24 protein-coding genes and 2 pseudogenes are annotated in these 25,020 nt (G+C 46.7%); 15 read left to right on the forward strand and 11 right to left on the reverse strand.

Going from position 1 to position 25,020, the window contains the following annotated elements; translation table 11 throughout:
- Nucleotides 1–15 precede the first annotated feature (15 nt).
- From AM231_RS25570 to AM231_RS25580, 3 genes are read right to left on the reverse strand one after another with little or no spacing between them, the layout of a single operon-like run.
- A complete protein-coding gene (locus tag AM231_RS25570; RefSeq protein ID WP_054405186.1) occupies nt 16–621 on the reverse strand; it encodes a response regulator transcription factor in 606 nt (201 codons plus the stop codon).
- Entirely contained in the window at nt 618–1,745 is a 1,128-nt protein-coding gene (locus tag AM231_RS25575; RefSeq protein WP_054405187.1) for a sensor histidine kinase, read from the reverse strand. Before AM231_RS25575 ends, AM231_RS25570 begins: the two co-directional genes overlap by 4 nt.
- Before the next feature lie 18 nt (nt 1,746–1,763).
- A complete protein-coding gene (locus AM231_RS25580; protein WP_054405188.1) occupies nt 1,764–2,900 on the reverse strand; it encodes a DUF418 domain-containing protein in 1,137 nt (378 codons plus the stop codon).
- Between the two features lie 217 nt (nt 2,901–3,117).
- Here AM231_RS25580 and AM231_RS25585 point away from each other — a divergent pair, with 217 nt between their 5' ends.
- The 3 genes and pseudogenes from AM231_RS25585 to AM231_RS25595 all read left to right on the forward strand — a co-directional run.
- On the forward strand, nt 3,118–3,903 hold the full coding sequence (locus AM231_RS25585; protein WP_242615309.1) for a hypothetical protein: 786 nt from the start codon (nt 3,118–3,120) through the stop codon (nt 3,901–3,903).
- Nucleotides 3,904–3,997: 94 nt separating this feature from the next.
- Nucleotides 3,998–4,564, forward strand: coding sequence for a hypothetical protein (locus AM231_RS25590; RefSeq protein WP_054405189.1), 567 nt, complete (start codon nt 3,998–4,000; stop codon nt 4,562–4,564).
- 15 nt (nt 4,565–4,579) lie between these two features.
- Nucleotides 4,580–4,933, forward strand: a pseudogene (locus AM231_RS25595) (ankyrin repeat domain-containing protein); the annotation flags it as partial.
- 14 nt (nt 4,934–4,947) lie between these two features.
- Here AM231_RS25595 and AM231_RS25600 read toward each other — a convergent pair.
- Together AM231_RS25600 and AM231_RS25605 are read right to left on the reverse strand one after the other, a co-directional pair.
- Entirely contained in the window at nt 4,948–5,322 is a 375-nt protein-coding gene (locus AM231_RS25600) for a hypothetical protein (RefSeq protein WP_053490904.1), read from the reverse strand.
- A gap of 307 nt (nt 5,323–5,629) precedes the next feature.
- Nucleotides 5,630–6,661, reverse strand: coding sequence for a YsnF/AvaK domain-containing protein (locus AM231_RS25605; protein WP_054405191.1), 1,032 nt, complete (start codon nt 6,659–6,661; stop codon nt 5,630–5,632).
- Nucleotides 6,662–6,981: 320 nt separating this feature from the next.
- Here AM231_RS25605 and AM231_RS25610 point away from each other — a divergent pair, with 320 nt between their 5' ends.
- The 3 genes from AM231_RS25610 (at nt 6,982) to AM231_RS25620 (ending at nt 10,367) form a co-directional block, all read left to right on the forward strand.
- On the forward strand, nt 6,982–7,851 hold the full coding sequence (locus AM231_RS25610) for an SMI1/KNR4 family protein (protein ID WP_053490906.1): 870 nt from the start codon (nt 6,982–6,984) through the stop codon (nt 7,849–7,851).
- Nucleotides 7,852–7,964: 113 nt separating this feature from the next.
- Complete coding sequence (locus tag AM231_RS25615) at nt 7,965–8,708, forward strand: Bax inhibitor-1/YccA family protein (RefSeq protein WP_053490907.1); 744 nt, start codon at nt 7,965–7,967, stop codon at nt 8,706–8,708.
- Nucleotides 8,709–8,888: 180 nt separating this feature from the next.
- Nucleotides 8,889–10,367 carry a protein adenylyltransferase SelO gene (locus AM231_RS25620; protein ID WP_054405192.1) on the forward strand — a complete coding sequence of 493 codons (1,479 nt, stop codon included), beginning with the start codon at nt 8,889–8,891 and terminating at the stop codon, nt 10,365–10,367.
- Between the two features lie 200 nt (nt 10,368–10,567).
- On the opposite strand, the gene AM231_RS25625 is transcribed toward AM231_RS25620, so the two are convergent.
- Both AM231_RS25625 and AM231_RS25630 read right to left on the reverse strand, forming a co-directional pair.
- Nucleotides 10,568–11,416 (reverse strand): SDR family NAD(P)-dependent oxidoreductase, encoded by an 849-nt coding sequence (locus AM231_RS25625; RefSeq protein ID WP_054405193.1) that lies wholly within the window; start codon nt 11,414–11,416, stop codon nt 10,568–10,570.
- Between the two features lie 17 nt (nt 11,417–11,433).
- Nucleotides 11,434–11,829, reverse strand: coding sequence for a MerR family transcriptional regulator (locus AM231_RS25630; RefSeq protein WP_054405194.1), 396 nt, complete (start codon nt 11,827–11,829; stop codon nt 11,434–11,436).
- Nucleotides 11,830–12,060: 231 nt separating this feature from the next.
- Between AM231_RS25630 and AM231_RS25635 the strand changes: the two genes are divergently transcribed.
- On the forward strand, nt 12,061–13,197 hold the full coding sequence (locus AM231_RS25635) for a VanZ family protein (RefSeq protein ID WP_054405195.1): 1,137 nt from the start codon (nt 12,061–12,063) through the stop codon (nt 13,195–13,197).
- A 202-nt stretch (nt 13,198–13,399) separates the two neighbouring features.
- Here the strand turns inward: AM231_RS25635 and AM231_RS25640 are convergent, their stop codons facing one another.
- The 3 genes from AM231_RS25640 to AM231_RS25650 are packed head-to-tail and all read right to left on the reverse strand — an operon-like array spanning nt 13,400 to nt 17,042.
- Nucleotides 13,400–14,563 (reverse strand): glycoside hydrolase family 18 protein, encoded by a 1,164-nt coding sequence (locus AM231_RS25640; protein WP_054405196.1) that lies wholly within the window; start codon nt 14,561–14,563, stop codon nt 13,400–13,402.
- Nucleotides 14,564–14,567: 4 nt separating this feature from the next.
- Entirely contained in the window at nt 14,568–15,659 is a 1,092-nt protein-coding gene (locus tag AM231_RS25645; protein ID WP_054405197.1) for an acyltransferase, read from the reverse strand.
- A 30-nt stretch (nt 15,660–15,689) separates the two neighbouring features.
- Nucleotides 15,690–17,042, reverse strand: coding sequence for a glycosyltransferase family 2 protein (locus tag AM231_RS25650; protein ID WP_207383690.1), 1,353 nt, complete (start codon nt 17,040–17,042; stop codon nt 15,690–15,692).
- Between the two features lie 502 nt (nt 17,043–17,544).
- On the opposite strand from AM231_RS25650, the gene AM231_RS25655 reads away from it, so the two are divergent.
- Nucleotides 17,545–18,348 (forward strand): alpha/beta fold hydrolase, encoded by an 804-nt coding sequence (locus tag AM231_RS25655; RefSeq protein WP_054405198.1) that lies wholly within the window; start codon nt 17,545–17,547, stop codon nt 18,346–18,348.
- Nucleotides 18,349–18,419: 71 nt separating this feature from the next.
- Entirely contained in the window at nt 18,420–19,424 is a 1,005-nt protein-coding gene (locus AM231_RS25660) for a sensor domain-containing diguanylate cyclase (protein ID WP_054405199.1), read from the forward strand.
- A 92-nt stretch (nt 19,425–19,516) separates the two neighbouring features.
- Here the strand turns inward: AM231_RS25660 and AM231_RS25665 are convergent, their stop codons facing one another.
- The gene (locus AM231_RS25665) at nt 19,517–20,431 is read right to left on the reverse strand and encodes a phosphatidate cytidylyltransferase (protein ID WP_054405200.1); all 915 of its coding nucleotides are present in this window, start codon (nt 20,429–20,431) and stop codon (nt 19,517–19,519) included.
- A gap of 240 nt (nt 20,432–20,671) precedes the next feature.
- Between AM231_RS25665 and AM231_RS25670 the strand changes: the two are divergent.
- The 6 genes and pseudogenes from AM231_RS25670 to AM231_RS25695 form a co-directional block, all read left to right on the forward strand.
- Nucleotides 20,672–21,172 (forward strand): annotated as a pseudogene (locus AM231_RS25670) (JAB domain-containing protein); the annotation flags it as partial.
- 90 nt (nt 21,173–21,262) lie between these two features.
- The gene (locus tag AM231_RS29745; protein WP_207383691.1) at nt 21,263–21,610 is read left to right on the forward strand and encodes a hypothetical protein; all 348 of its coding nucleotides are present in this window, start codon (nt 21,263–21,265) and stop codon (nt 21,608–21,610) included.
- Nucleotides 21,611–22,049: 439 nt separating this feature from the next.
- Nucleotides 22,050–22,550 carry a hypothetical protein gene (locus tag AM231_RS25680; RefSeq protein ID WP_054405203.1) on the forward strand — a complete coding sequence of 167 codons (501 nt, stop codon included), beginning with the start codon at nt 22,050–22,052 and terminating at the stop codon, nt 22,548–22,550.
- A gap of 111 nt (nt 22,551–22,661) precedes the next feature.
- Nucleotides 22,662–23,114 (forward strand): hypothetical protein, encoded by a 453-nt coding sequence (locus AM231_RS25685; RefSeq protein ID WP_054405204.1) that lies wholly within the window; start codon nt 22,662–22,664, stop codon nt 23,112–23,114.
- A 248-nt stretch (nt 23,115–23,362) separates the two neighbouring features.
- Complete coding sequence (locus AM231_RS25690; RefSeq protein WP_054405205.1) at nt 23,363–23,899, forward strand: hypothetical protein; 537 nt, start codon at nt 23,363–23,365, stop codon at nt 23,897–23,899.
- A gap of 351 nt (nt 23,900–24,250) precedes the next feature.
- Nucleotides 24,251–25,000, forward strand: coding sequence for a class I SAM-dependent methyltransferase (locus AM231_RS25695; protein WP_054405206.1), 750 nt, complete (start codon nt 24,251–24,253; stop codon nt 24,998–25,000).
- The last annotated feature ends 20 nt before the right edge of the window (nt 25,001–25,020 follow it).

Genomic DNA, 25,020 nt, shown 5'->3' on the forward strand with positions numbered 1-25,020 from the left:
CTATTCCGGTGCCCGCTACAGCCAGCCTTTTTCCTCCGCGATAGTAACGGCTCGCTGCCGGGATTCGGCCCCCAGCTTTTGAATGGCAGAGGACAGATAGTTGCGCACGGTTCCTCTCGTCAGAAACAGGGCTTTGCTGATATCGCCGGTGGTCATGCCTTCCCTGGTCAGTCGAAGCATCTCGGTCTCCCGTTCACTAAGCGGGTTCTCTTCCTTCATGAAGAGGGCTGCGGCCAAGTCGGTGCTGACTACCCGTTCACCCTTCATAACCCGCCGTATGGCCCCGATCAGGCAATCGATCGGTTCATCCTTTAACAGATAGCCCTCCACCTGGGCATCCATCGCCTTTTGCAAATAGCCGGGACGCGCAAAGGTCGTAACCATCATAATCTTGCAGGGCAAACCGGCACGACGAATGTTCTCAGCTAATTCAAGGCCGTTAATATGCGGCATCTCGATATCGAGCAGGCACACATCCGGCTTATGCTCCAGTATCGCCTCCCAGGCTTGCTGACCGTCGGGAACCTCGGCCACTACCTCAAAATCGTCTTCGAATTTGAGCAATGAGGCAAAAGCGCCGCGAAGCATTTTTTGATCTTCTGCAATTATGATTCGAATCATATAGCGTCCTCCTTGTCTTGCGGGCGAAGCGGGAGCTCCAGCGTCAACGAAGTGCCTGCTTCTTGCTGGGGAGAGATCACGAAGGAGCCGCCCAGCGCCTTCATCCGTTCCGTGATCGATGGAATGCCGTTTCCACCGCTATGTCCCCTGATCCCCACTCCGTCATCGGCAATATGAATCTGATAGGCCTGCTCATTGAATTCCAGTGTGATGGTACACTGCTTGGCTTGGCTATGCTTGATGATATTGGTCATGGCTTCTCGAACGCAGAGTGCGAGCATCGTTTCCTCTACACTGGATAACAGCGGCGGATTCTCTGGAGCTTCGATATGCAGCTCAATGCCTGCCGTATGGAGCAGCTTGGCTGCATGCTCAAGTTCATCACTCAAGGATATGAATTTCATCTCCGATACCAGCTCTCTCACTTGTTTCAAGGCGGTTCGGGACGTATCCCGAATCTCGCTTAATTCCCGCTTGGCCTGTTCCGGGTCTTTATCAACCCATTTCGTTGCCAGCTCACTTTTCATTTTGATCATCATGAGGGTCTGTCCCAAGGTATCGTGAAGATCCCTTGCGATGCGCTGCCGCTCCTCCTGCTGGATGTATTGGGCGATTTGCTCGTTGGCGGCATCTAGCTTTCCTTGCAAGCTTTTGGCTTTCTCCTTGATATAGATGACGGTTGGGTACAGCATCTGGACAATCATGACCGGCAGGTAGATGGTATTGGGATTCTCAAGCAGCGGCTCCCGCCGGATGAGAAACACGAGCAGATATGATATAGCAATGGCTATACTGCCGATAGCAATATGTATCTTGGATTTGGCTCTCCCCAGCAAATCGGCCTGAATGATCGAGAATACGAGTATGCCCGGGCCGCTGTATATTCCAAGCACGGCAAGCGAGAGCAGTCCGGAGAGCACGGCAACCAGCAGCCAGCCGCCCCGCTGCCACAGTCCAACGTAGAACGAAACGAGGAATAACAGGAGCAGCCCGAAGCTGCCCCACCATCCCAGCGCCGAATCGATATAGAAGATCCGGTAGATTAGAAATACGGTTAATATGATATCGATAAGCAGATAACTTTTGATCTGCTCTCTCGGGTATAACTTGTAGAATCTGCCCATGCAAAGCCCCCAATTTGGCTATCTTGATTCGAAGTAACCTACCGCCCGCTTGCGGACAGTCTCCATGGGACCCAGCTTGAATCCGCGCAGCCACATTGATGCCAAGATTAGCTGAAATACACAAATCAGCAGCCAGATGCCGATGATGGCCGCAGAATTCAGCTTGCCGGCAAGGCCGAGTCCCCAGCCGTAGAAAATGACCGATGCCAGGATATTTTGAAATACGTAGCAGCTCAAAGACATTTTCCCCGCATTTTCCAGCAGTCGCCACAGCCATTCCCATTTCGTATATTGTATCATGCTAGCAATGATAGCTATATACCCTACGGACATAAGCGGTGCGAATAGATAGCGCACGGGTAGATCAAAGGCTCCGCCGGGGATAAAAATGAACAAATTGAGCGGCACACCGACATACATTCCAAGCTTGAATAGCGTTCCCCGCAGTTTTTTGCCGTTCTCATCCGGGGAGAATACCCCTGTCCGCATGAAGCGAACCCCCAGCAGAAACAGGAACACGTTGGTCGGTATCACGAAGATGGCTTCCATTCGCAGTGGAAGGAAGTTCGTCAGGCGATATTGGACTTGCTCCATCCAAGTGCCTTCCTGATAAAGAGCAGCAACATCGCCAAAACCGCCCAGCGATACGCTTGCACCGCTCGCCAGCATCAGTCCGGCAAGGGCCAGAATCGCAATGGCGAAAATGCTGCCAATTACGTTCATCGTACGGGCGATGAGCCGATCGCCCCCCTTTAAGATGAAGGCTGCAATGATGGCGGTAACTCCATAGCTCATTAAGATGTCATATTCCATGACCAATATAAAGTGCAGCAGGCCTTCGAGGATCAGAAACAGGACGACCCACAAATAAACGCCGGGCCACGGCTTCCCTCTTCGCTTCGCCTGTTGATACTTCATCTCCATACCGACGCCGAACATAATCGTTAATAGACCGAGCAGCTTTCCGTTGACCAGGAACAAAATGATCATGCGAAGAAGATCATTCAAGCCCCACCACCCGGACTGATTAAAGGTGGTAATATAATTGACGTCTCCGGCATGCGCGAATATCCAAATATTCGTCCCGAGCGTTCCCAGTATGGCAAAGCCCCGCAAAATATCCAGCAACCGTATTCTGTCTTTCCGTTGTTCCATCTCCCGTCTCCTTCTTTCCTTATGGCTTCTCTTTTATATTCATTGTAGATGTACGCTCCCTTGGCACGATATTCACACCTGTAAAAGGAATCGTATGACACCTGTCATAAATGTAAGAAAGGTATCAAAAGCAAGAAAAGTAAGGAAAGGATCTGGAAGGAAACGTTCCACAGTTTGTGGAAGAATAGTATAAACATATTTCAGGGAGAAAAGGGGATTGGCTCGAGAACGGAAGAGAATCGGCCAGCATACAGGAGGAATGATCGTGTACGTTGTATCTAAACCGAAGCCGCTGCCTTATGACCGATGCCGGGAGTTTGCAAGCGAGACGGCAGCTATATATCCACCGGGTTATCTCCGGTTTTTGCAGCAATTTGGTGAAGGCACCTACAGAGGGTGGATGAATATCCAGCAGCCCGATCCAGAGGTGCTTCAGCCTTTTGCCGAGTACGGCTTGTGGGAACATGATGAAAACAGCCCGATTACCGAGCAGCAGATCGCAGAATGCATCGCAATCGGCACAACGGTGGATGGTGATTTTCTGGCGGTGCATCCCAAAATATCCGGGCTGCTGTGGCTGCCTCGTCATTCAGAGCATATCCAGGCCTTGCCGCTGCAAGCATGGGAGCAGGAAGACGACGGTGTTTACGCGCTTGTGCTGGATGAAATCTATCGGCATGTGTATGGAAGCAGTCAAGAGGGGGCCGTTTATTATGAACCATGGACAGGTACGCGGAGCCATCTGTTTTTGCGGCTGCCGCCGGGGCCGGATTCACCTTCGCTGCCAGAACTAGCCAGGATGTGTCAGACGGATGCTCCTCCTGATTTAATCATTGAGACCCCGTATGCCTGCCATTTGTTCTATCAGCATCTGGGCGGTTATATCCGGTTTAATTACGCTTATGGGCAAGAGGTGGCTATCTTCTATGAAGAGGATGCACAGCAGGCCTTCGCCGTTATGGAGCAGTGGCTTTTGTCGAAGGGGTGCCTCAAGATTTCGTAACTTTGTAGATGGCAGAAGGTTCTCCTCAAGGTTACGATCACTATAATTGAAGGCAGGCCATCTTTTTATGAGGTTTGTGAGAGGAGGCATGTTAATGAAGCTGGGCTTTACTTTGGATACCCATGGAACATGTGTAGGTCAATTAAAGGATGAACTGCAGCCTTTAGAGGAAGCGGCAGCAACTTGGCTGTTTCCTTATGATATTTTCGTTATATTCCGTGTTCTGCCTGATCATTATGCTCGCCAAACATTCAGACGGTTTGACAGCAAGGATCACACGCTCTACTTGGATATCAGCATAAGTTATGAGCAGTATCTGCGGATGTCCAAGCATGAGCAGCGTGAGGCATTGGGGATCTATCTCTATGACTATCTGTCGGAGTCTGTTGCTAAATATAAAAAGCATGCTGATTCAGAAACCCAAAGCCATTGGCTGGGCCAGGTGAAACAATGGATGCTTGAGAACAACTGGCTGAATGGGAAAATTCATCAAGCGCGCGAGCTGCTGTCACAGGATGTGGACCTGTATGAAGTCAGTCGATCAACTCAAATGTCACTTGAAGAAGTAGAGTATATCTATCTTCGCATGTTTGGCCATGAGCAGGCTGATATTCATCCCGATAACATCACAGCAGCCAAAGCCCCGCCATATCCTCTGTAGGCTCTCCTACAAGATGAGAATAAGAAATATGAGCTGAAAAAGTATAAATTGCCCGAGGAACTGGTCAAATTTCTAACCGGAGACCAGCTGCATGTGGAGCTTGCCCCAAATGAATACGAAATCGAATACATCGATTTCTTCCCTTTGATCGACACGATCGAAATGAAGATCGGCCGGCAAAAGCTGCTGCGCCTGTCAGCGGCTATTGACAATTACTCTCACCTGTATCTCGTGTGGAACCCGAAGAAAAAGGGCCAGATCGGTTGTTATGACTTGGAGCATCAGGCGTATGCTCATTTATGCAGCTATACCGAGTTCATGGCGCAGCCGGACGTATACCTTATCCGGTTTCTTGAGGGAGAGTTGTAACCGGGAATTCATTCTCAAGGTATATAAGCACCTACGACCTCGAATTTCAACTCATTGTCTATCGTCATATGCTTTACTTCGATGATGTTGCCTTTTTGAAACGTGGGGATACTTATGATCGGGATGACGGTTCTCACGACGGTGTGGATCGTCCCGCCCTCGGGTTTCGAGACGCTTAAGTCCAACAATACTTCCGGTTGATCGTCAACCTGCGCGTTTGTTTGCTGGATCGAGTTGATCAGCGCCTGAGCAGGCGTACCGCTTGAGAGAATCATCTTGCGCTGTACGTTTCGTTCGTTATGCGCCCGAGCTCCCTTGGCAAATTTGATGAGAAAGATGGATGGCGTGATCAGTGAGATGAGGACGATGATCACGATAAGGGTCGTCAATGGCTGCACCTCGCTTTCAAATCTTAATTGTAATTAGCTATAAGTATGAATTCCATTTTAAGTTTATTTTAGCAAAAAAGATAAGTCCAGGAATTTATGATTTTTGTATTAAGACGTATTGCTGGGGACTTTCGGGATGGCTGACGTTATCCTTTTGGCTTCAGAGCTCTACATGTCTTCGCTATATTCACGGCGGAGGAAAGTAGGGAGCCGATCGCGTGGCTGCCAATTGATATGTATAAATAAGAACGGGACGGCTGCAGCCGTCCCGTTCTATTATGATGTGAAGTTTGAGGCATGGGCCCTGTTAATCCAGATTCTTATCTCCCTTAATCGTAGGGTTTCCTGACTGGTCCAGATGGGCTACTTCTTTTTTCAGTGTATCACGGACCTGCTCGGTATCCTCCACTTTCCGTTTGTGGACTTCTACTTCACCAGTGACGACCGGACGTTTATTTACCTCAACGCGTTCTTCCGTAACCGGAATGCGGATGGTTTCATCACGGCCGATCGGTTCACCGGAAACATCATCATTCACCGATTTTTTCTCAATTACGATTTCCTCACGGGATACTGGGACATTAATCGTCTGCTCGTTCTCGACGACTTCCTTGCGAAGATTAACCTCGCCAGTGGTTTGCGGCTTCTTCGAGATATCCAGCTGTTCCTCACGAAGACGCATGGTGCGCTCTTGGTCCGTATTAAGGGCGCGCTGATTCTGCTGGTCCAGCCGTTCTGGGCGGTCCAGTGTAGCCATCTCCTGATAGAAGACAGGCTCTCTCTTTTCGCGTGTAGGAACATCCACGGCATCCGAATTTGAATTCGTTACGCCTTTGTGATTCTTGTAATCGGAAGCATTTAAGGAATGGTGATTACGTAAAATCGTATACACCTGATCGTCCCTAGTATTGTCCGCGTCCACCATCACCAGAATACGTCCGCTATTAACATGCGTATTGTACTCCTCGGCCTCATCTTCCGGAATACCCAGACCAACCAGTCCTCCGACCAGTCCGCCTGTACCTGCACCGACCGCAGCTCCGGTTAGCGTTGCTGCAATAGGCCCTGCTGCCAAGATCGGCCCGATGCCTGGAATCGCCAGCGCTCCCAGACCAGCCAGCAATCCGGCTACGCCGCCTAGCACACCACCAGTTGCCGCGCCGGTAGCAATGCCTTCCGGAGCCTTGGTTCCTGTCTCGTCATGAATCGTATCTATATCTGCTTTGTTTTTTCCTACTACTGAAATATCATCCGCACGGTAACCGAGGTCTTTTAAATCTTGGATTGCATTCGACGCGTCATGTTCCGAAGCAAATACACCAACTATTTTTTCTGTCATGTTGATTACCTCCTGCTGTGTGGTATTGGATTCAAAAAATACTTAACCACTCCATTAGAGTTCAAACTTGGGGATAACTGGTATTTATCGCAGCCGTGCAAAGATTTAAACTCCATAGGAGACAGCACGTTTAAGAGCTTCTGCTACAGGCGCGTAGAAAATTCTCGCCCGAAGTGTCTGGATTGCCTAACAATCTCCTGTGGGGGATATTCGGCACTTTTTCCTGAAAGACACGGGGGAAATCTCTTCTTGGCGGCATGTTCTGGAAAGAAGAAAATGGTATACTTTCATCAAGTGATTTGATTGGGAGGCGACAGATGATGAGTGAAGAGCTACTGGAGCAGCTGGAAGAGTGGCATGAAGAGGACGAGTTTGAGGAAATCGTAGATGCGATCATGGAAATTCCGGAGGAAGAACGGGATTATGTCCTGATCAGCCATTTGGGCCGAGCAATGAATAATTTGGAACGCTATGATGAGGCAGTCGAGCTATTTCTGTCTATTCAGGATGAGGGCAAGGATGATCCGCTGTGGCATTATCGCATTGGACTTGCTTATTACTACCTGGACCGGTATGAGGATGCGCGAAGAGCGTTTGAAGTGGCGGATCACTTGGAGCCGGGCGATGAGGATACACTCGAGTTCTTGGAATGGATTCGCAGTAAAACCGCTCCGAAACCTGCAGAGCAACCGATTGTGATGTCCCATGCCGATCCGGATGTACTGAATTTCTGGGATGATCGCGCGCTTGCGGCTGATCAATACACCTCAGCTCCACCTTCAGATGATCTGATTGAATCGGTGGAAGAAGCATTGGTCTTCAAGCTGCCTGCATCCTATATCCAAGCGATGAAATTACATAACGGCGGGATTCCCCGGAACCGGAAGTTTCCTATAGGGGATGGAGCGCAGGAATATATTGAAATCTCAGGCATTCTAGGAATTGGACGAGACAAGAAAAAATCCTTGTGCGGAAGCCTGGGCAGCCGCTATATGATCGAAAGCGGCGGGTATCCTGAGATTGGCGTGGTAATTTGCGATTGTCCTTCCGCATCCGAGGTCGTGATGCTGGATTATCGCTCGTCTGGGAACGATGGAGAACCTGAGGTCGTCCATGTCGACAAGGCCAACGATTATAAGATTACGCGTCTTGCCACGAATTTCGATGCCTTCCTCGGCGGGCTTTCCTGATAGCCCTGTGAAGGGTAATTGTGAATTGATGTGTAATGCTTAATTTTGTGTATCCTAAAATATTCCAACCTATGTTAAAATGAATAAAAAAGTTAGATAGGGAGGATATTCATTTGATAGGGCGCAGTGGGAATCCCACGCTCAACGAAGAAAGGTTTGAGCGCGAAGGATATTATTACAACGATCAAGAAACGATGACAATTGGCGGCACGGTGAACAAATCGTTCATGCTGCTTGCGCTGCTGATCGGGGCAGCCGTTATTTCATGGGTTATGTTCTACAACGGGTATGAGGTATTCCCGTACATGATCGGCGGAGCGATCGGTGGCTTTGTGCTGGCGCTGATCATCAGCTTTGTGCCGAAGGCAGCACCGTTTCTAGCTCCGGTTTATGCAATCCTGGAAGGCTTCTTCCTAGGAGCTTTATCGGCTCATTACGAATTTTTGTATTATGGAATCACGATGCAAGCGGCTTTACTGACGATGTGTATATTCCTGGGCATGCTGCTTGCTTATAAGACCGGCCTCCTTAAGGCCACTGCAGGCTTCAAGCGGGGGGTCATTACCGCTACGATCGGTGTTGCGCTTGTATATCTGTTAAGTTTCGTACTGCGGATGTTCGGCGTGGCCGTGCCTTTCCTGCATGACAGCACCCTGATTGGCATCGGAATTTCCGTAGTGATCATCATTATTGCGGCATTGAATTTTATACTCGATTTTAACTTTATCGAAGAGGGAGCCGAGAACGGTTCACCTAAATACATGGAGTGGTACGCCTCCTTCGGTTTGTTGGTTACACTCGTATGGTTGTATATCGAAATCATCCGTCTGCTGTCAAAGCTGGCAAATCGGGACTAACGTTTCACTCACTTCATCATCGTCATCGGGAATTCCCGATGGCGATTTTTCTTTGATGGGCGTGTGTTTTTTATCCAGCGGAATAATTAATTTCCTATAGTAAACCCTAGCAAGAGTAACTTGTGTTTAAATAATACGTAGAACCTAATTAATCAAATTTGCTTTGGAGAAGGAGATCCCATGACGAATAACAATGCTGTGACCGAGATTGGATGGAATTTTGACAACAGCTATGCGAAGCTGCCGGATTCCTTTTATACCTTACAAGATCCCACACCCGTACGCTCGCCGGAGCTGGTTATTCTAAATGAGTCATTGGCGCAGTCCCTGGGTTTAAACGCAGAGGCGCTGCGGAGTGCAGAGGGTGCAGCCATGCTGGCAGGCAACAAAATACCGGAAGGAGCTTTACCACTTGCACAAGCGTATGCGGGCCACCAGTTTGGTTATTTTACGATGCTCGGGGACGGACGGGCCATTCTTCTCGGAGAACAACTTACTCCGGAGGGGAAGCGCCTGGATATTCAGCTCAAGGGCTCAGGGCGAACGCCGTATTCCCGTGGAGGCGATGGCCGGGCAGCTCTGGGTCCGATGCTGCGTGAATATATTATCAGCGAGGCGATGTTTGCCTTGGGGATTCCGACCACCCGAAGCCTGGCGGTCGTATCCACCGGACAGCCTGTCACCCGGGAGAGAGAGCTGCCTGGTGCGATTCTGACCCGCATTGCTTCAAGTCATATCAGAGTAGGGACATTTCAATATGTACGGGGAGCGGGTACAACCGAGGATCTGCAGATCCTGGCAGATTACACCTTAAAGCGGCATTACCCGGATGCTGATCTTGCTGACGGTGCCAACCGCTATCTGGTTTTGCTTCAAGAGGTCATCAAGCGGCAGGCTGCCCTAATCGCCAAATGGCAGCTGGTTGGATTTATCCATGGGGTGATGAATACCGATAATATGACGCTCAGCGGCGAAACGATTGATTATGGGCCGTGTGCTTTCATGGATACCTTTGACCCTAATACGGTATTCAGCTCCATCGATGCCCAAGGCCGCTATGCCTATGTGAATCAGCCTCATATGGCTGCCTGGAATCTCGCCAGATTGGCTGAAGCCCTGCTGCCGCTGCTGCATGAAGAAGAGGAGCAGGCCATCAAGCTCGCTGAGGAGGCGATCGGATCATTCGCCGATCTGTATCACGGACATTGGCTTGCAGGCATGAGAGCCAAGCTGGGGATCTTCCATGAGGAGGAAGAAGATGAATCTCTGATCGAGAACCTCCTCCAGATGATGAAAAACCACCAGGCAGACTATACGAATACCTTCCGTGCGTTGACGTTGGATCAGCTGGAGTGTACGCCTCTGACTGGCACGCCTGAATGGGCTTCCTGGTATGAGCGCTGGCAGGCGAGACTTGGCCGTCAGCAGGAATCCAAGGATCAATCCTTGAAACTTATGCGCAGCAGCAATCCTGCGATCATTCCGCGCAACCATCGCGTGGAGGAAGCACTGGAAGCGGCAGAGCAGGAGGGTGACTACAGCGTCATGGAGGAACTGCTGCACGCGCTGTCCCATCCCTATGCGCATTCCCCGGAGCAGGCCGAGTATGCCGTAGTGCCTGAGCGATCGCGTCCATACCGGACCTTTTGCGGGACGTAAGGATGAAGGAATTTCCAATAGTAAAAAAGATTAGATGATATAAGTGTAAGTTTTCTGAACGCCAAGGACCTCAAAAAGCCAAGCAAGATTAACTTTGCTTGGCTTTTTTTATATATGGGGGGGAGCTGTCTACCTAATCCTTCGAAGCAGGATCACAACTGGAACGGCCGTAAACCCATCACTGACTCTGCTGTATGGGTTTAAGATATGGCTGCAAACTCCTGCTTATAGATCCGCTCAATCGTGTTAAGCACCTCCGTACTTTGGCTCGAGAATTTCAAAGGCGTTACTTTACCCTTGTTGAGAAAGACCCCCGTAGATTGTGGGGAACTGCCTAGAGCTGCTTCACACAGGCGTGAAGCTCCTTCACTGGGATGGGAGAAGAACAGGTTACGGATCGGAATCATAAATCTTGGCATCCCGGCGTTGTTGGTAATGGTTGTTTTATTTGCTCCCGGACAGACACTCCGGATCATAATGCCCTCCTTCTGTATGGCAGTGGCGATCTCCTGAGTCCACAACGATAGGGCTAATTTACTCGCCGCGTAAGGTCCAACCAGCTTCCTAAACACGGTAGGGGAAGCCAATGCATTGTAATCGAACTGTTTGAGATACAGCAACGCATTGGAGGATGTATTGATTACCGTCTTGAGGCTGCCGTTCGCTAGAAGCTCTTTCATTTCCATAAAGATGATATAAGGCACCACGGAGTTTACTTCAAAATGCATCTCGCGCCCTTGTTTGGAGTAGGATAATTCACCAAAGGAGACACCTGCGTTATTAAACAGCACATCGATATGTTTCTCGTATTTCTTGATCCGGTTCAGCGAGGCTTGGAGATCCGTGAAATCCGACAAGTCAGCCGTGTATATTCTAAGCTGCTGTGATCTAAGGCAGTCTTGTACAAGGGGATCATTGGATGGAAAGGCAGAACGGATCAAAGCGAGGATGTCCCAACCTTCGGATAACAATCGCTTGGTTAGCTCCAAGCCAATGCCGGAGCTTGCGCCCGTGATCAAGGCGACTCGATTATTTCTTTTATATGTCATGTGTAATTCTCCTATACTTAAGATTCTTCGTTGGTCGCCCTATCGGGATTAAGCAGGGACTGATCATGGTTCAACTTGTCATCGATGAACCGCAGAATGCGCTGCAGATCCGAAATCTGATCGGTAATTTTCTGACGGTAATTCTGGAGCATGGCTTTCAGTTCCGGAACGGATTGAATATTTTCCTTAAAGGGAAAATGTACGTATGCTTTCATATCCTCCAGCGACATTCCTGTCTTCTTCAGGCATATGATCAATTCCATAATCTCGGCATCCTCTATGTGATAGACACGATGGCCGTTATCTTTCCTTTGGGGAGGAGGAAGGAGACCGATTTTTTCGTAATAGCGAATGGCATCCTCAGTCAATCCGGTTCGTTTAGATACTTGTTTGATGGAGAATGTGTCTCCCATGTTGGCACCTCTTTCCGCAGCAGTGCTTGGTTTGCCATATTATCGTACAACTTGGTGTTAACACCAAGTCAATATCGATTTTTATTCATAGATCATTTACGCTCTGTGTGTCCTTTGGTGAAATAGATCATAAGGTATGGCCAGCTCAATCTTTTGGAAATACTTAAAAGATTGAGGATATTCGTTTTCTCATGGCTATTTCTCTAGTTGATCTTAGAAAGGGAGAATGAAATGCAAGCCTATGTATTGCCTATTTTCATTGCGCTCTCCATATGTTTTGTATTAGCGTTCATTCTAACGCTGCCGTGGGCCGTTTATCAGTATCGTAAACATGGGTATTTTAGCTTTTGGAGAACACTACTTATCTTAAGCTTTATTTTTTATGGATTAAGTGCATTCTTCTTAGTGATTTTTCCATTACCCAGTGCTCGGAGTAATTGTGCCTCGATTGACCCTGGCGCGATTTTTATTCAAAATCGTCCTTTTCAATTTATACGGGATATCCAGCGTGAAAGCGGTTTTCATTGGGCGGTGCCTTCAAGTTATATCGACTTGTTGACAACGCGGGCCTTTTATCAAATGTTTTTTAATGTTTTGCTTTTGTTTCCTTTAGGTGTCTTTCTAAGATACTTTTTTAAGGGGAAAGCTAAATGGTTTCATGCTGCTCTTATTGGGTTTGGTGTTTCGTTTTTCTTTGAAATAACCCAACGAACCGCTTTGTTTGGCTTTTTTGAATGCCCCTATCGTATATTTGATGTAGATGACTTGATGACAAATACGGTGGGGACTGTACTAGGCTTTATACTCGCTCCCATGTTTTTGGTGTTAATTCCATCGAGGAAAACCCTTAGTGAGCAAAGCCACTTCTTTAACAATCAGAGAAAGGCAACGTTCGGTGCCCAACTCATGGAGGTTCTTCTAAATATAATCATTGCCAGAATTATAACCAACTTTATATTCGGGTTGCTGAAGAGACCAGGAGTACTTGTTGACGAGATCATTTTTGCCATTGTTTTCTTTGTGGTTATGGTAGTGATCCCTGTAATTTGGAAAGGAAATACGGTGGGCTCCAAGATCGTTCGCATGAGATTGCTTCCGGAAAAGGGGAATGGGTTAGGAAGCTTTAGCCGACGTTACTTCATTGTTTATATGCCTTTATTGCTCTCCGCATTATCGAAGATATTTTCTAATCAAATGGGTGAGGATCTTCTAGCTAACCTATTTGTAATTGGAGTGGTGTTTCTTACAAGTCTGTTATGGTTCTTTCTTTTCTGTCATATCATGGTCAGATGGATTAAAAAGGACAAAACCCTTTATTTTAATCGATACAGTAACATAGAGGCTGTAAGAGTCACTGGTGAAATGTGATAAAACGAAAATATAGGATACTGGTGAATTAAAATGGAGACGATTCGGTTTCCATGGACCTGACAAAATAGATAGAGCCGATGATCCGCACTCGACTGCGATGATCATCGGCTTTTTCGGGTAAAGCAGTAGTGACGTCAAGTGTGTGCCCTCTTATAGAGGCTGTAAAGCATGGACTGAGATTAGGTACCACCGCTATATGTTACCGCTTGGTCGCTTGCTGCCTCTCATTCAAATGCTCCGTCAAAAACTTCACGATGCCGTCCTCCGCGTCCTGGGCATACTGCCAGACCATCGCGCCTCCAAGATTCTTGCTCTGGATGTAGGCCACCTTCTCTTTCAGGGCTTCCTTATCCTCGTAACTGATGAAGGTCTTGCCGTCATACAGGTAGGCGGCTTTGGCTTGGTCGTCGTAATAACGCTTGAAGCCATTTTTGTTCAGGTAAGCTTTCTCGATCTGCTTGTAATGGAGATTCACCTTATCGATATCGATCGGCGTTCCGGGAGCGAACAGACCGTTCTTGGACCCTTTGCTATCCTTCACGTTCTTCCAACCATATGAGTAAGCAGGTACGCCGAGCAGGAGCTTCTTGCTGTCGATGTCATGGTCCAGGTACATCGAGATGATGCTATCAATGGAATGCTTGGATTTACCCTGGCTGTCCACGTACAGATTGGAGTTAAAGCCTGTGGTGTCGGACCACTTGCCAGTCAGGTCGTAGGTCATGACGTTGATGTAATCCACATACTTCTCCACTTTCTTGACTTCGACATTCTGAAAATACCAGTCCTGGGTTCCGGAAGCGAAGGTCAGCAGATAGTTCTTGTTCTTGTGGGGCAGCCTGTACAGCTTCTCCCGCAGCTCCTTCATCAGGCTGGTAAAATTCTTCGTATCCTCCGGGCGCGCTTTCTGTGTGTTCCAGGCATGGAACGCCGGATACTCCCAGTCGATGTCGACTCCGTCAAGGTCCAGCTCTTTGACCAGATTGATGATGCTTTCCGTGAAGAGATACCGGTTCCCATCGAGCGCTGCATCGGAGAATCCGTCCGCACCGTAACCGCCAACGGCCAGCACCATGCGCGTGTTCGGATTTGCCGCTTTCAGCTGTTTAATATTCTCTTTGATCTGGTCATTAGTTGTGCTGTCTTCATGAAAGTAAAGATTCGTTCCTGCGATCTTGGCAAAAGCGATAAACGCGATATCCACGCCTTTTTCCGACAGCTGCATGTCCCGGTAATCCTGCCAGGCCTCCACATAGACCGCCGTTATTTTCCGGTCTTCCGCTGCGGAAATTTGATAGAAATAGAGTCCCATGCCCACGAGCAGCAGCACAATGAAACATTTCGTATAGATCGTTATCTTCATATGTTTAACCCCGCCCGCCGAATAAAATGTAGGTTGCCGCTTTGCTTAGGTTCAGCACTTTGACGGTAATATAGCTGATGCCGAAGATGATGGAGATATTCACGATCAGGCTGAGGGAGGCTTCCAGAAACGTCGCATCGACTCCCGTTCGCCCGGATAACATCATCTCGACCAGCAGGTGGATCAGATAGATGCTGAAGCTGGCCCGGGAAACCGAACTAATCAATTTCTGGACTTTATGGTTCACTTGTTGGCTGATCGCCGATTCCTTCTCCTTAAAGAAGATGAATAAACCGACCGACATGAAGAAGGTGGTGATGGAATAATTCCCATAGAACATTTCATCCAGGACACCACTGCGCAGCGAGACAAAATAGGTAGCCACCGGCGTAATGAAAAACGATATAATGCCCAGATTGTACAGATAGTTCTTGGCTTTGAGGGGCAGCTCAAAATGGAAGAGATAATACCCTAATATAAAATAGCCCAAATACCCCATGAAGAACGGGATGTTCATGATGGGAATGTTGATGTATTGATCGGTGGCCCGGAAGATAGCATCCGAGAGGAAACGGTAGGCGATGCTGACGATAAACCAGAGAAGCAGATAATACCGGAGGTCCTTCTCGGAGCAGGCTTTGATGAATTTGCTGATAAGCGGCACCGTCATATAGATGGCAATAATGGCATACAGGAACCAGAGATGTACATAATTCCGGTCAGTAAGCAGCCGATACCCGAAGTCAACAACGAATGCATAGGCACTCAGCTTGCTTTTCATCACATAATATTGATTGTACAGACCATAGATGAGCGACCAGGTCAGAAGGGGAATGAGCAGCGGCATAACGCGCTTCCTATAAAATTCCCGGTATGACGTAATGTTCGTTCTCAGAATCATCGCGCCACTGATCATGAAGAACACGGGCACGGCGAAGCGGGAAATGGAGTTGAACCCGTTGCTAATCCACCAGGAGGAGGAATTGAAGTTATTTGAATTGGTTAGTACCTCCGCTGTATAGTGCAGAATAATGACAGCGACAATGGATAGGATTCTTAGGATATCGACGTAGACAATTCTCTTATTGGGAACCATGTGGTTTCAAACAGCCTCCTTCTCCATAACTTAATTCGATCCTGCAGCCATGTTCTGGCTGATAGCGGCTACGCCTTTGCGTTCCACGAAGCCCCAGCCCTCATCATTGTCAAAATATTTAAAGGTCCCTGCAATGTTGATATAGAGCAGTAGGTTCCGGTAAGTCAGCAGCTCTGCCTGACTGAACAGGAACATCTTGATATAATCCCTAAACGTATACGTACTGCCGTATTTACGGCATAAGTAGAAGGACATGAGAATCTGGGCTGCATTCAGCAGCACGCTCACCAGCAGAAAAATGACGGCATGCAGGATGTTTCCGCCCACGATCAGCGTCTGTCCCAGATAGAAAACCGTGGTGAACGCCGACAGCGTTCCCAGCATGAATCCGTCAATGGCAAAGAACAGGCTGACTTTGACGCTGAACCTCTTGGACAGTCTGGACCAATAGATGAGGATACAATCAATGAACGCCTTCTGCCAGCGAATGCGCTGCTTATAGAAGTTGGGGAGATTCTCGGGGCATTCGGTATAGCACACCGCTTCGGGGGCATAGACGAGCTTTTTCTTCAATCCATTGGCCTTGATATACTCATGAATCTTCAGCGTAATGTCGATATCCTCCCCCACCGTGCTGCGGAATCCGTTAACATGAACGAGAACGTCTTTATAGAAGGCACCAAAAGCGCCTGAAATCACTACGATCGAATTAAAATATGACTGCGTAAGCTTGCGGACATAGAAGCCATGCGTATAATTGATGATCTGGCTTTTGATGAGCCCTCTGCCGCGAAACTTCTCGAGGATGACACCGTTCTTGTCCCGCATGGCGCCCTGTACAATCTTCACAGTTCCGCCCAGCGCGATGATATCGTCATCATGGAAATATTGATTTACATAACGGAGCGAGTCAGCCTCCAGCATGCTGTCTGCATCGAGGGTAATGACGATGTCAGAAAGGGCATAATCAATGCCCGCATTCAACGAATCCGCTTTTCCGCCATTTACCTTGTTGATAACATAAATATGGCGATAGCGCTCCGAACGATAGAATCCTTTTATTGGTTTGTAGGACAGTTTGCCATCTGCCAATCTGGCATCCGGTCTTAAATCCAGGAGCTCGTTAAGCGCAGACAGCGTTCCGTCCTTCGAGCCGTCGTTAATAATCAAGATTTCATAGTTGCTGTAACGCAGTGCGGCCATGGCATCAATGCAATTCCCGATCGTCAGCTCTTCGTTATAAGCGGGAACGAGTACGGAAATCGATTTTTCGGCAAGATCTGGGTTGAGCTTCTTCACCTTGCTGCATAGCAGCGGGATGAACGTATACAAGATTTGAAATACGAGAAACATGCCGGCCAAACCATAAAAGAAATACTGCAAATGCCTCACTCCTCTCTCTTCTCATTTTCTCTGTCTCTTTATTCTCTCTTAGCAATGATGAACAGTATGGCGCGTTTTGCTCTTGCTCTACTGTTATAGATGCAGGCAAACGCTCTTTCTATCGCATTCGATGTCAAGGGAGAATATTATGGTATAGAGGGAGAAAATCAAACATTTAAAACCTTAAATACCATATAAACCCATATAACATCTTATGTAATAAACTATCTTATTTCACTTGCAAAAGTAAAACCCTACCAGCGATCAAGAAAACGAATACATGGTAGCTTTTCGTGAACAGTCTCGGTTATGGTTCATCTTTCGATCTGTTAGGCAACTAAAGCAATTTAAATAGACTGGTTACATGGATTTTGGAAGATTTCGTGTAACTTCGATTCTACTTGTCTTAAATCGACAAACATTCCGCAGGAATGACTTGATATTTACAAAAGGTCCCTTAGAATGGAGAGAAAGAATGAAGATGATAGAGGAGTTTATATGAATGAATGAGGTTCAGATTATTGCACGAAATAACGTGAAGGTGTTGGGGACAGGAGAGCGCACGCTTATGCTGGCGCATGGGTTTGGATGTGACCAGAGCATGTGGAAATATATCTTGCCTGCTTTTGAACCGCATTATCGAATTGTGTTGTTTGATTATGTGGGCTCAGGCCATTCCGACTTGTCCGCGTATACTTCGGAGAGATACGGCAGCCTTCGCGGTTATGTGCAGGATGTGCTGGACATTATGGAGGCGCTAGAACTGCAGGACGTGACTTTTATTGGCCACTCCGTCAGTTCCATGATTGGAATGCTGGCATCCATTGAGCGTCCCGAGTATTTTGCTGAGTTAATCATGATCGGACCGTCCGCCCGTTATTTGAACGATGAAGGTTACGTCGGAGGCTTTGAAAAAAGCGATGTGACAGAACTGCTGGATATGATGGAGCTGAATTTCGCGGGATGGGCCGGCTTCCTTGCACCGATTGCCATGAAGAATCCGGAGATGCCAAGTCTGAGTCAAGCGCTGGAGCGAAGCTTTATTTCGACCGATCCTGTTATAACAAGAGAGTTCGCTGAGGTGACTTTTTTCTCGGACTGCCGGGAGGAGCTGCCTAAAGCTAAGGTTCCCATACTCATTATGCAGTGCTCGGATGATAGCATCGTACCTATTTCGGCAGGCGAATACTTACACGCCCATCTAAGGGACAGTTCCTTCCGCTTAATGGAGGCCAAGGGACATTATCCGCATATCAGCCATCCGGAAGAAACGATTTCATTAATACAATCCTATTTGAATACATGAACATGAATGATTTGGCGGTAAGTTTCAGTACAAGCTAAGCGACCTGTGCGGAAAGGATCGATCAATAAGCAATGGATGTGCGTTTGAACTATGCCCCATGCGGCTATGTTTCTATTACCCATGAGGGCATTGTGGCGGATGTGAATCAGACTTTTCTTGATATGATGGGGTATCGACAGGAAGACGTGGTGCAAAAGCATTTTGAGACGTTGATGTCGACGGCGAACAAGCTGATGTTCCACTCTTATTTTTACCCGTATATCAATCTTGACGGGCATGTGGAAGAACTGTTGATCCGGTTGAAGAACAGCCGGGGAGAGTCGGTTCCCTTTATTTTGAATGGACGAAAGTCCGAGCGGGAAGGCCGAGAATGGCTGGATTGCGTATTGGTGCAGGTGGGTAAGCGTATTGATTATGAGATGGAGCTTCGACTGGCGAATAAGCAGATTGAGAAGGCCTATTGGGAAAAGGATCAAGCCCTAGCGGAGCTGCAGCATATCTATGCAGAGATTGAACGAAAGCAAACAGAACTGATGGAGATTAACACGGTCCTGTTGGAGCTGTCGAATACCGACAAGCTTACCGGACTGAAGAACCGCAGGTTCTTTCAGGAGAAACTGGAAGAGGAGCTTAAGCTGTACAGCCAAACCGGGATCCCGTTCTCGCTGTTCATGCTGGACATCGATCACTTCAAACGCGTCAACGACACTTGGGGACATGCGTATGGAGATGAGGTTCTGTTTGATGTGGCGAGTGTCCTGCAGACGCACGCCCGCGAAGGGGATATCGTGGCCCGGTATGGAGGAGAAGAGTTTGTCATGCTTCTGTCGCGAACGAAGGCCAGTGAGGCCAAGGTCTGTGCAGATCGTATCCGGCGGGCAGTCAGTGATTTCAGCTGGAAAGAGGACGGCGTGACCATCAGCATCGGGATCATGACGGCAACGGATGCTTTAGAGGATAACGAAGCGACACTCTTGGAACAGGCAGACCAGGCACTCTATGCTTCCAAGGAAAATGGACGTAACAGGGTTACCCACTATGAAGATTTGAAGCTTCAAGGTTCTCCGCACTCCTAAAAATAATACAGACCAAAACAGCCATAATCCGAATGGGCACAAGCTCACTTGGGTTATGGCTGTATGAGGTTCTATGGGGGCCGGGACCTGCCTTACATAAAGTCATAGAAATAACGGATGAAATGAAAAAAGATCGGCGAGGTATACGTCAGACTGTCCACCCGGCTCAGATAGCTTTTCTTCAAGGCATCGAATCGTCCATCATCCCCGATTAACAGGTCGCGCTTCAGCACGGAAACCGTCAAGCTGCCGAAGAAGCCGCTGAGGCTGATCAGCATGCCGGACAGGATCCCAAACGTCGGGCTTAAAGGCGTCAGGTAGGGATAGATGAGATAGGAACAGCCAGTCGTGACGAGAAAAGCGCATGCAAAGCCTTCCCAGGTCAGATTCGGGTTGGATGTAGGCACAATCCTCCTTTTGCCAAAATAAAGGGATGCGACCGTATGCACGACATCGTTTAGCTGTGTCAGAACCACGAGAAACAGCACAAGTCCAGCTCCATACTGGGGCGTGGCAAATTGGAAGTAAGCCAGGTGGCTGAGACCGAATACCATAAGCATCAGACCCCACTGCGTAGAGCTGACACTCCGCATGAAACCGACAGTGCCCTTGTTGATCAGCCGCGGAAGCGGGAGCACCAGGAACACATAAATGGGGATGAACACAATAAACATCCCGTACCATTCAATATAGATCCAATAGAATTGGACCGGTATGGTTAAATATGCCCACAGAAATAAACGACGATCGGCTTTCCTCGTTTTGATCATCGAGAAATACTCTTTAAGCGTAAAGAAAGTAAGCACCATCAGGGATAACAGAGAAACGACGGGATTTAGTAGTGTTGCCATGCAGAATATGATCAGCATGCCCCACCAGGTTTTGATGCGCATCCCTACATCGGTGTAATCGATATTCGGTTGCGTCTTGCTCACCACATAATAGAGGAGCTGGATGACCGATAAAACAAAAAAGATCAGAATCAAGGTTATAAGCGAGCTGTCCATATGCTTTCATCACCAACTTGTTACTTCTCCTATGCAAGGGCATTAAATATGAGTACTTACATTAATCCACAAAATCAGTTTTTAGTTCAAGAAGCTAAAAGAACATTCTACTCAAACTGCAACCCGGAAACCCTTTCGATTAAGGATCTCATGTTTCTTATATTGGGTTCTATAATCCCTGATCGCTCTATTTTTGAAATTGCGGAATTGGTTATTAGCTAAGGACTCAATAAAGTTTCCGGAATGTCTGAGTATGAACTGTCCTTTATGTTTGGGTTAAACGAAAGTCAAAGCTTTCATCTAATGGTTGTATTTGAATTAGCTAAACGCTTAAAATATATTCAAAATTCCAAGGATGAAGTAATTATACGAAGCCCTAGTGATACAGCAAGTTTGCTTATGGACATGCAGCATTTAGAAAAGGAGCATTTTGTTGCCCTATATCTGGATACCAAATCCAAAGTCATTGGAAGAGAAACTATTGCTATTGGAAGCTTAACTGAAGCGATTGTGCATCCACGTGAAGTATATCGTCAGGCAATTCGCCGAGGAGCCTATTCTATTATAGGCGCACATAATCATCCATCTGGAGATCCAGGTCCCTCACATGAAGATGTAAAGATTATACAACGTCTTGTAGAGGTAGGTAAACTCGTGGGTATTAAATTTCACGATCATATCATCATTGGTAGAGAGTCATATCGTAGCTTATGTGAAGATGGTTGCATATCTCTGTCATGAGTTATACCTAAACAGAGTAGAAATAGAAATGAAGTATATCTTTATTTCATTTCTTGATGAACAAATAAAAAAATTGTGTTCAAGGCAGTCATGGGTCCAGGAGATACAGCTGAACCAGTAATTACAATTTTTGCTGCCGGAAGAGGATTAATGAAGATGACATCACTAATTCCATTGGTTCTTCCCTATATAAACGTCTATGTTGTGACACGATGCTATGGTGGTTCAGATCATGGTGGGTGGTATTACCGGAAATATGCTTGTGTGAAGTCACGGAGAGAATTTTTATGGGATGCAGAATGGCGGAAACAGATCTTCTTGAAACAGTTCAGTGGTTTAATTTGGGGTTCTATATCCGCTGAATCTGATGGACAAGAAGTGATTGTCAGAATTGAGTCTAGAAAGGCCGCTTCTGATCGTATCATTGAGCCATTATAAATCTCAAAACTGTTATATCGTTCACACTTGGAGATGGATATACCGCTATCATGGAGCATTACTGAGGAAATGTTAAGCATGCAATGTGATTGCTCCCTATGATGTATACAGTGAACGGGAATAAGTTCCCGATATGAATAAATTAATGAGGGCTTCACTGTTTAACGGTGAAGTCCTTTCTCATTAAGGAGAGTTGCATATGACTCAATTTGATGTAAAGGCGATCAAGAAAGAGCGGGATTTTATTCGTACAATCGGGAAGACCGGATTATAATTCAGCACGGTTAAAGCTAAGCGTCCGCTCACGATAGAAAAGATAACGAAAGATTATATTTATGTTCGCTCTCAAGATGGAATGAAGCCACAGCGTATACCACGCTCACGCCTCCGCAAAGCCCTTTCTATGCTTTATTATCGTCGGGTGACTACATTAAGACAGTTGCTAAGAATAAACTGCTATTCAAGCTCTATAGCCGGTTTAATTAGGGCAATGATGTCCGATATTTGCAAATTAGTTACTATGAAGAACGGGGCTGTTCGACTGACTCTTAAAGGAATAAGATACTTTTTCAGTGGAGTCTCAAAAGGAAAGCGGGATGTACAGATTGTGAAAGAAAGTGGTGGCACATTTGTGCTACTAAATTATTACACAATCCGAAATGATATCACAGAGAGCTGGAAAGAAAATTTAATAAACCTTGGATTTGACTACAAATGTGTCATTCTTGACCCAGGAGAAAAAACGCTTCATGAATCCATACTTAAGGGCAGGCAGGTTGCTGGGAGGTTTATATTTATGAAGAAATTACTTGGTAGAAAGAAAAAAATCGTCATTACTAGAATTCCATTAGATGAGAGAGTCGGCCCATCTAAAGAACTTCAAGTCATTATGAAGAAAGCTGAAAAGATTTTGGGTAAGAAGCTCGATCAGAAGAAATGACTGAACATATCAAGGAGTTAACATTTGTGATTTGCAATTTTTCCCGTTAAGTGTAACTTCAATAGTGATTCCTACGTCATTATTTATAAGAATCTAAAATCGAGGTTTGTAATGAAAAAAATTAGCAAGGCAATTATTATAATGATCCTGTTAGGTATCCCTCTTCTAATAGTCTCTTGTACTAATTCGTCAGAGAAAAAGCCTAATGTGGTTGAGAAGCCTCAAGAGAATAATAAACCAACTTTCAAACTTAAACCTGAAGATATTTCAAATATTATTGTTTATGACCATAAACCAGAAAGGCATAAATCCGCAGAAGTAAATAAAAGAGAGGAAATTGTTAAGATAGCAACAATTCTAAATTCATATACAAATTATGCCGAGCCACACACATTAAAAAATTATCGAGATATAGAAATTCATATGAAGAATGGCTCAGTATTAACATTTATGCTCCTTAATGGATCAGTAGCTTATGTAGAGAATTTCGGCAGTATCACGTTTAACCCACCAGAAAATTATGAGAAATTAAAACAGCTGATTGAACAAATAGAAAACGAATAATTATTCAAATAAAAGCAGCTTCAGATTTCCCGAAGCTGCTTTTATTGTTAGTTATTTTGATCAACTGGCTTAACAGTATCACTTGTATATATCTTCTGACAACTCTTGTTTGGGATTACATGGAGCAATCTGATTATTCCTATCATGGAGTAATACGAAGCTGGAGTGAATTACGAGATAGTTTCACTACAGGAATCATATGTTATGATGAAGGAACAATTCAATAGGGATAAGGGGAATTTTCGTAAATGGTAGACGATCAATCGGTCTTTATATTGCTTACCAATACCGGTACGCTCTTTACGAAAGTCATTCAGGGTTACACAAGAGCACCTTATAACCATGCATCGATATCCTTTAATCGCGAGCTGTCGGAGTTATACAGTTTCGGGAGAAAGAATCCGAATAACCCTTTGAATGGCGGGTTTGTGAAGGAGGATCTGCAGACGGGCACATTCAGTAAATATCCAAACACGACATGCGTCATCTATGAGCTGCGGGTAACAGAACGCGATGTTGCGAAAATGAAGCGGGTGCTGCAGGCATTTATCCGAAAAAACCATAAGTACTTTTATAATATACTGGGTGTCCTGGGCATCGCGCTGAAGGAACCGATCGAATTCAGCAATTCCTATTTCTGTTCGCAATTCGTGGCCGAGATTCTGCAGCGGTCCGGAGTCAGGCTCTGGGATAAGCTGCCCGCTTTGGTAACACCGGATGATTTTCGTCAATGCGAGCGGCTGCAGCTAATTTATGAAGGAAAGCTGAATGAGTATGAGCCATAGGCGGCATTCGACGTACTGCTATACTGGCAGGCGGTTGTGTAGCTGATCTGCGGATGTTGTTATCGATACTAAACTCTGCATGATGCTCTTTTTATGCTCGGCATGAGTGGTTCTATATCCAAATAGAAGTCACAGAAACCCCCGGTTTGTCTGTTCAGGCGAATTGGGGGTTTCCTGCTGCCTGGGAGAGAGAAGATCCATGGTCACTATGGTAACGTTAGGCTGGATAACAGGGGAGAATTGCTATAAAATAGAATTATCATCAAAAATGAAATCAGGTTTCATCTAGTGAAACATACGGGATCATGAACTGGAATTCAACTTGGATTTGGGAGAGGAGCGTGGTTTAGGATGGACAGCAAGGAACGGTTTTCGAATCGGGTGGATTCGTATACGAAGTATCGCCCGAGTTATCCGCAAGTGGCTCTGGATTATCTGTACGATACGGTAGGATTGGACGGTGAGATTGCCGATATCGGCGCAGGGACGGGGATATTCACGAAGTTGCTGCTGGAGCGGGGAAGTCGCGTGACCGCGGTGGAACCCAATCAGGCCATGCGGGAAGCCGCCGAGTCGGAACTTGAAGGCAATCCCCGCTTTCGAATGGTCTCGGGTTCGGCCGAGGTGACAGGGCTACCCGATCAATCGGTCGATCATATCGTGAGTGCCCAGGCCTTTCACTGGTTTGATCGGGATGCAGCACAAGCCGAGTTTCGGCGGATTTTAAAGCCGGGTGGCAAGGTAGTCTTGATCTGGAATTCCAGGCTTACGCAGGGAACGCCCTTCCTCGAAGCGTATGAACAGCTGCTCCTTACCTATGCCACCGATTATCAGGAAGTGGATCAGAAGAACATTTCGCATGAAACACTGGCTGCCTTTTTCCGGTCAGGGGATATGAAGGAAGCGAAGTTCTTCAATCGGCAGATGTTTGATTACGAGGGCTTGTACGGCCGCTTGCAATCATCTTCTTATGCGCCGCTCCCCGGGCATCCGAATTACGAACCGATGATGAAAGAGCTGCGCAACCTGTTCGAACAGAATAAGCAGGATGGCAGCGTGTTTTTTGATTATGAGACGAAAGTGTATTGGGGAGAGGTTTGAGGGGGATTGGAGGTACAGCT

Source organism: Paenibacillus solani (genome assembly GCF_001277345.1).
GTDB classification, from domain to species: Bacteria; Bacillota; Bacilli; order Paenibacillales; family Paenibacillaceae; genus Paenibacillus_AQ; species Paenibacillus_AQ solani.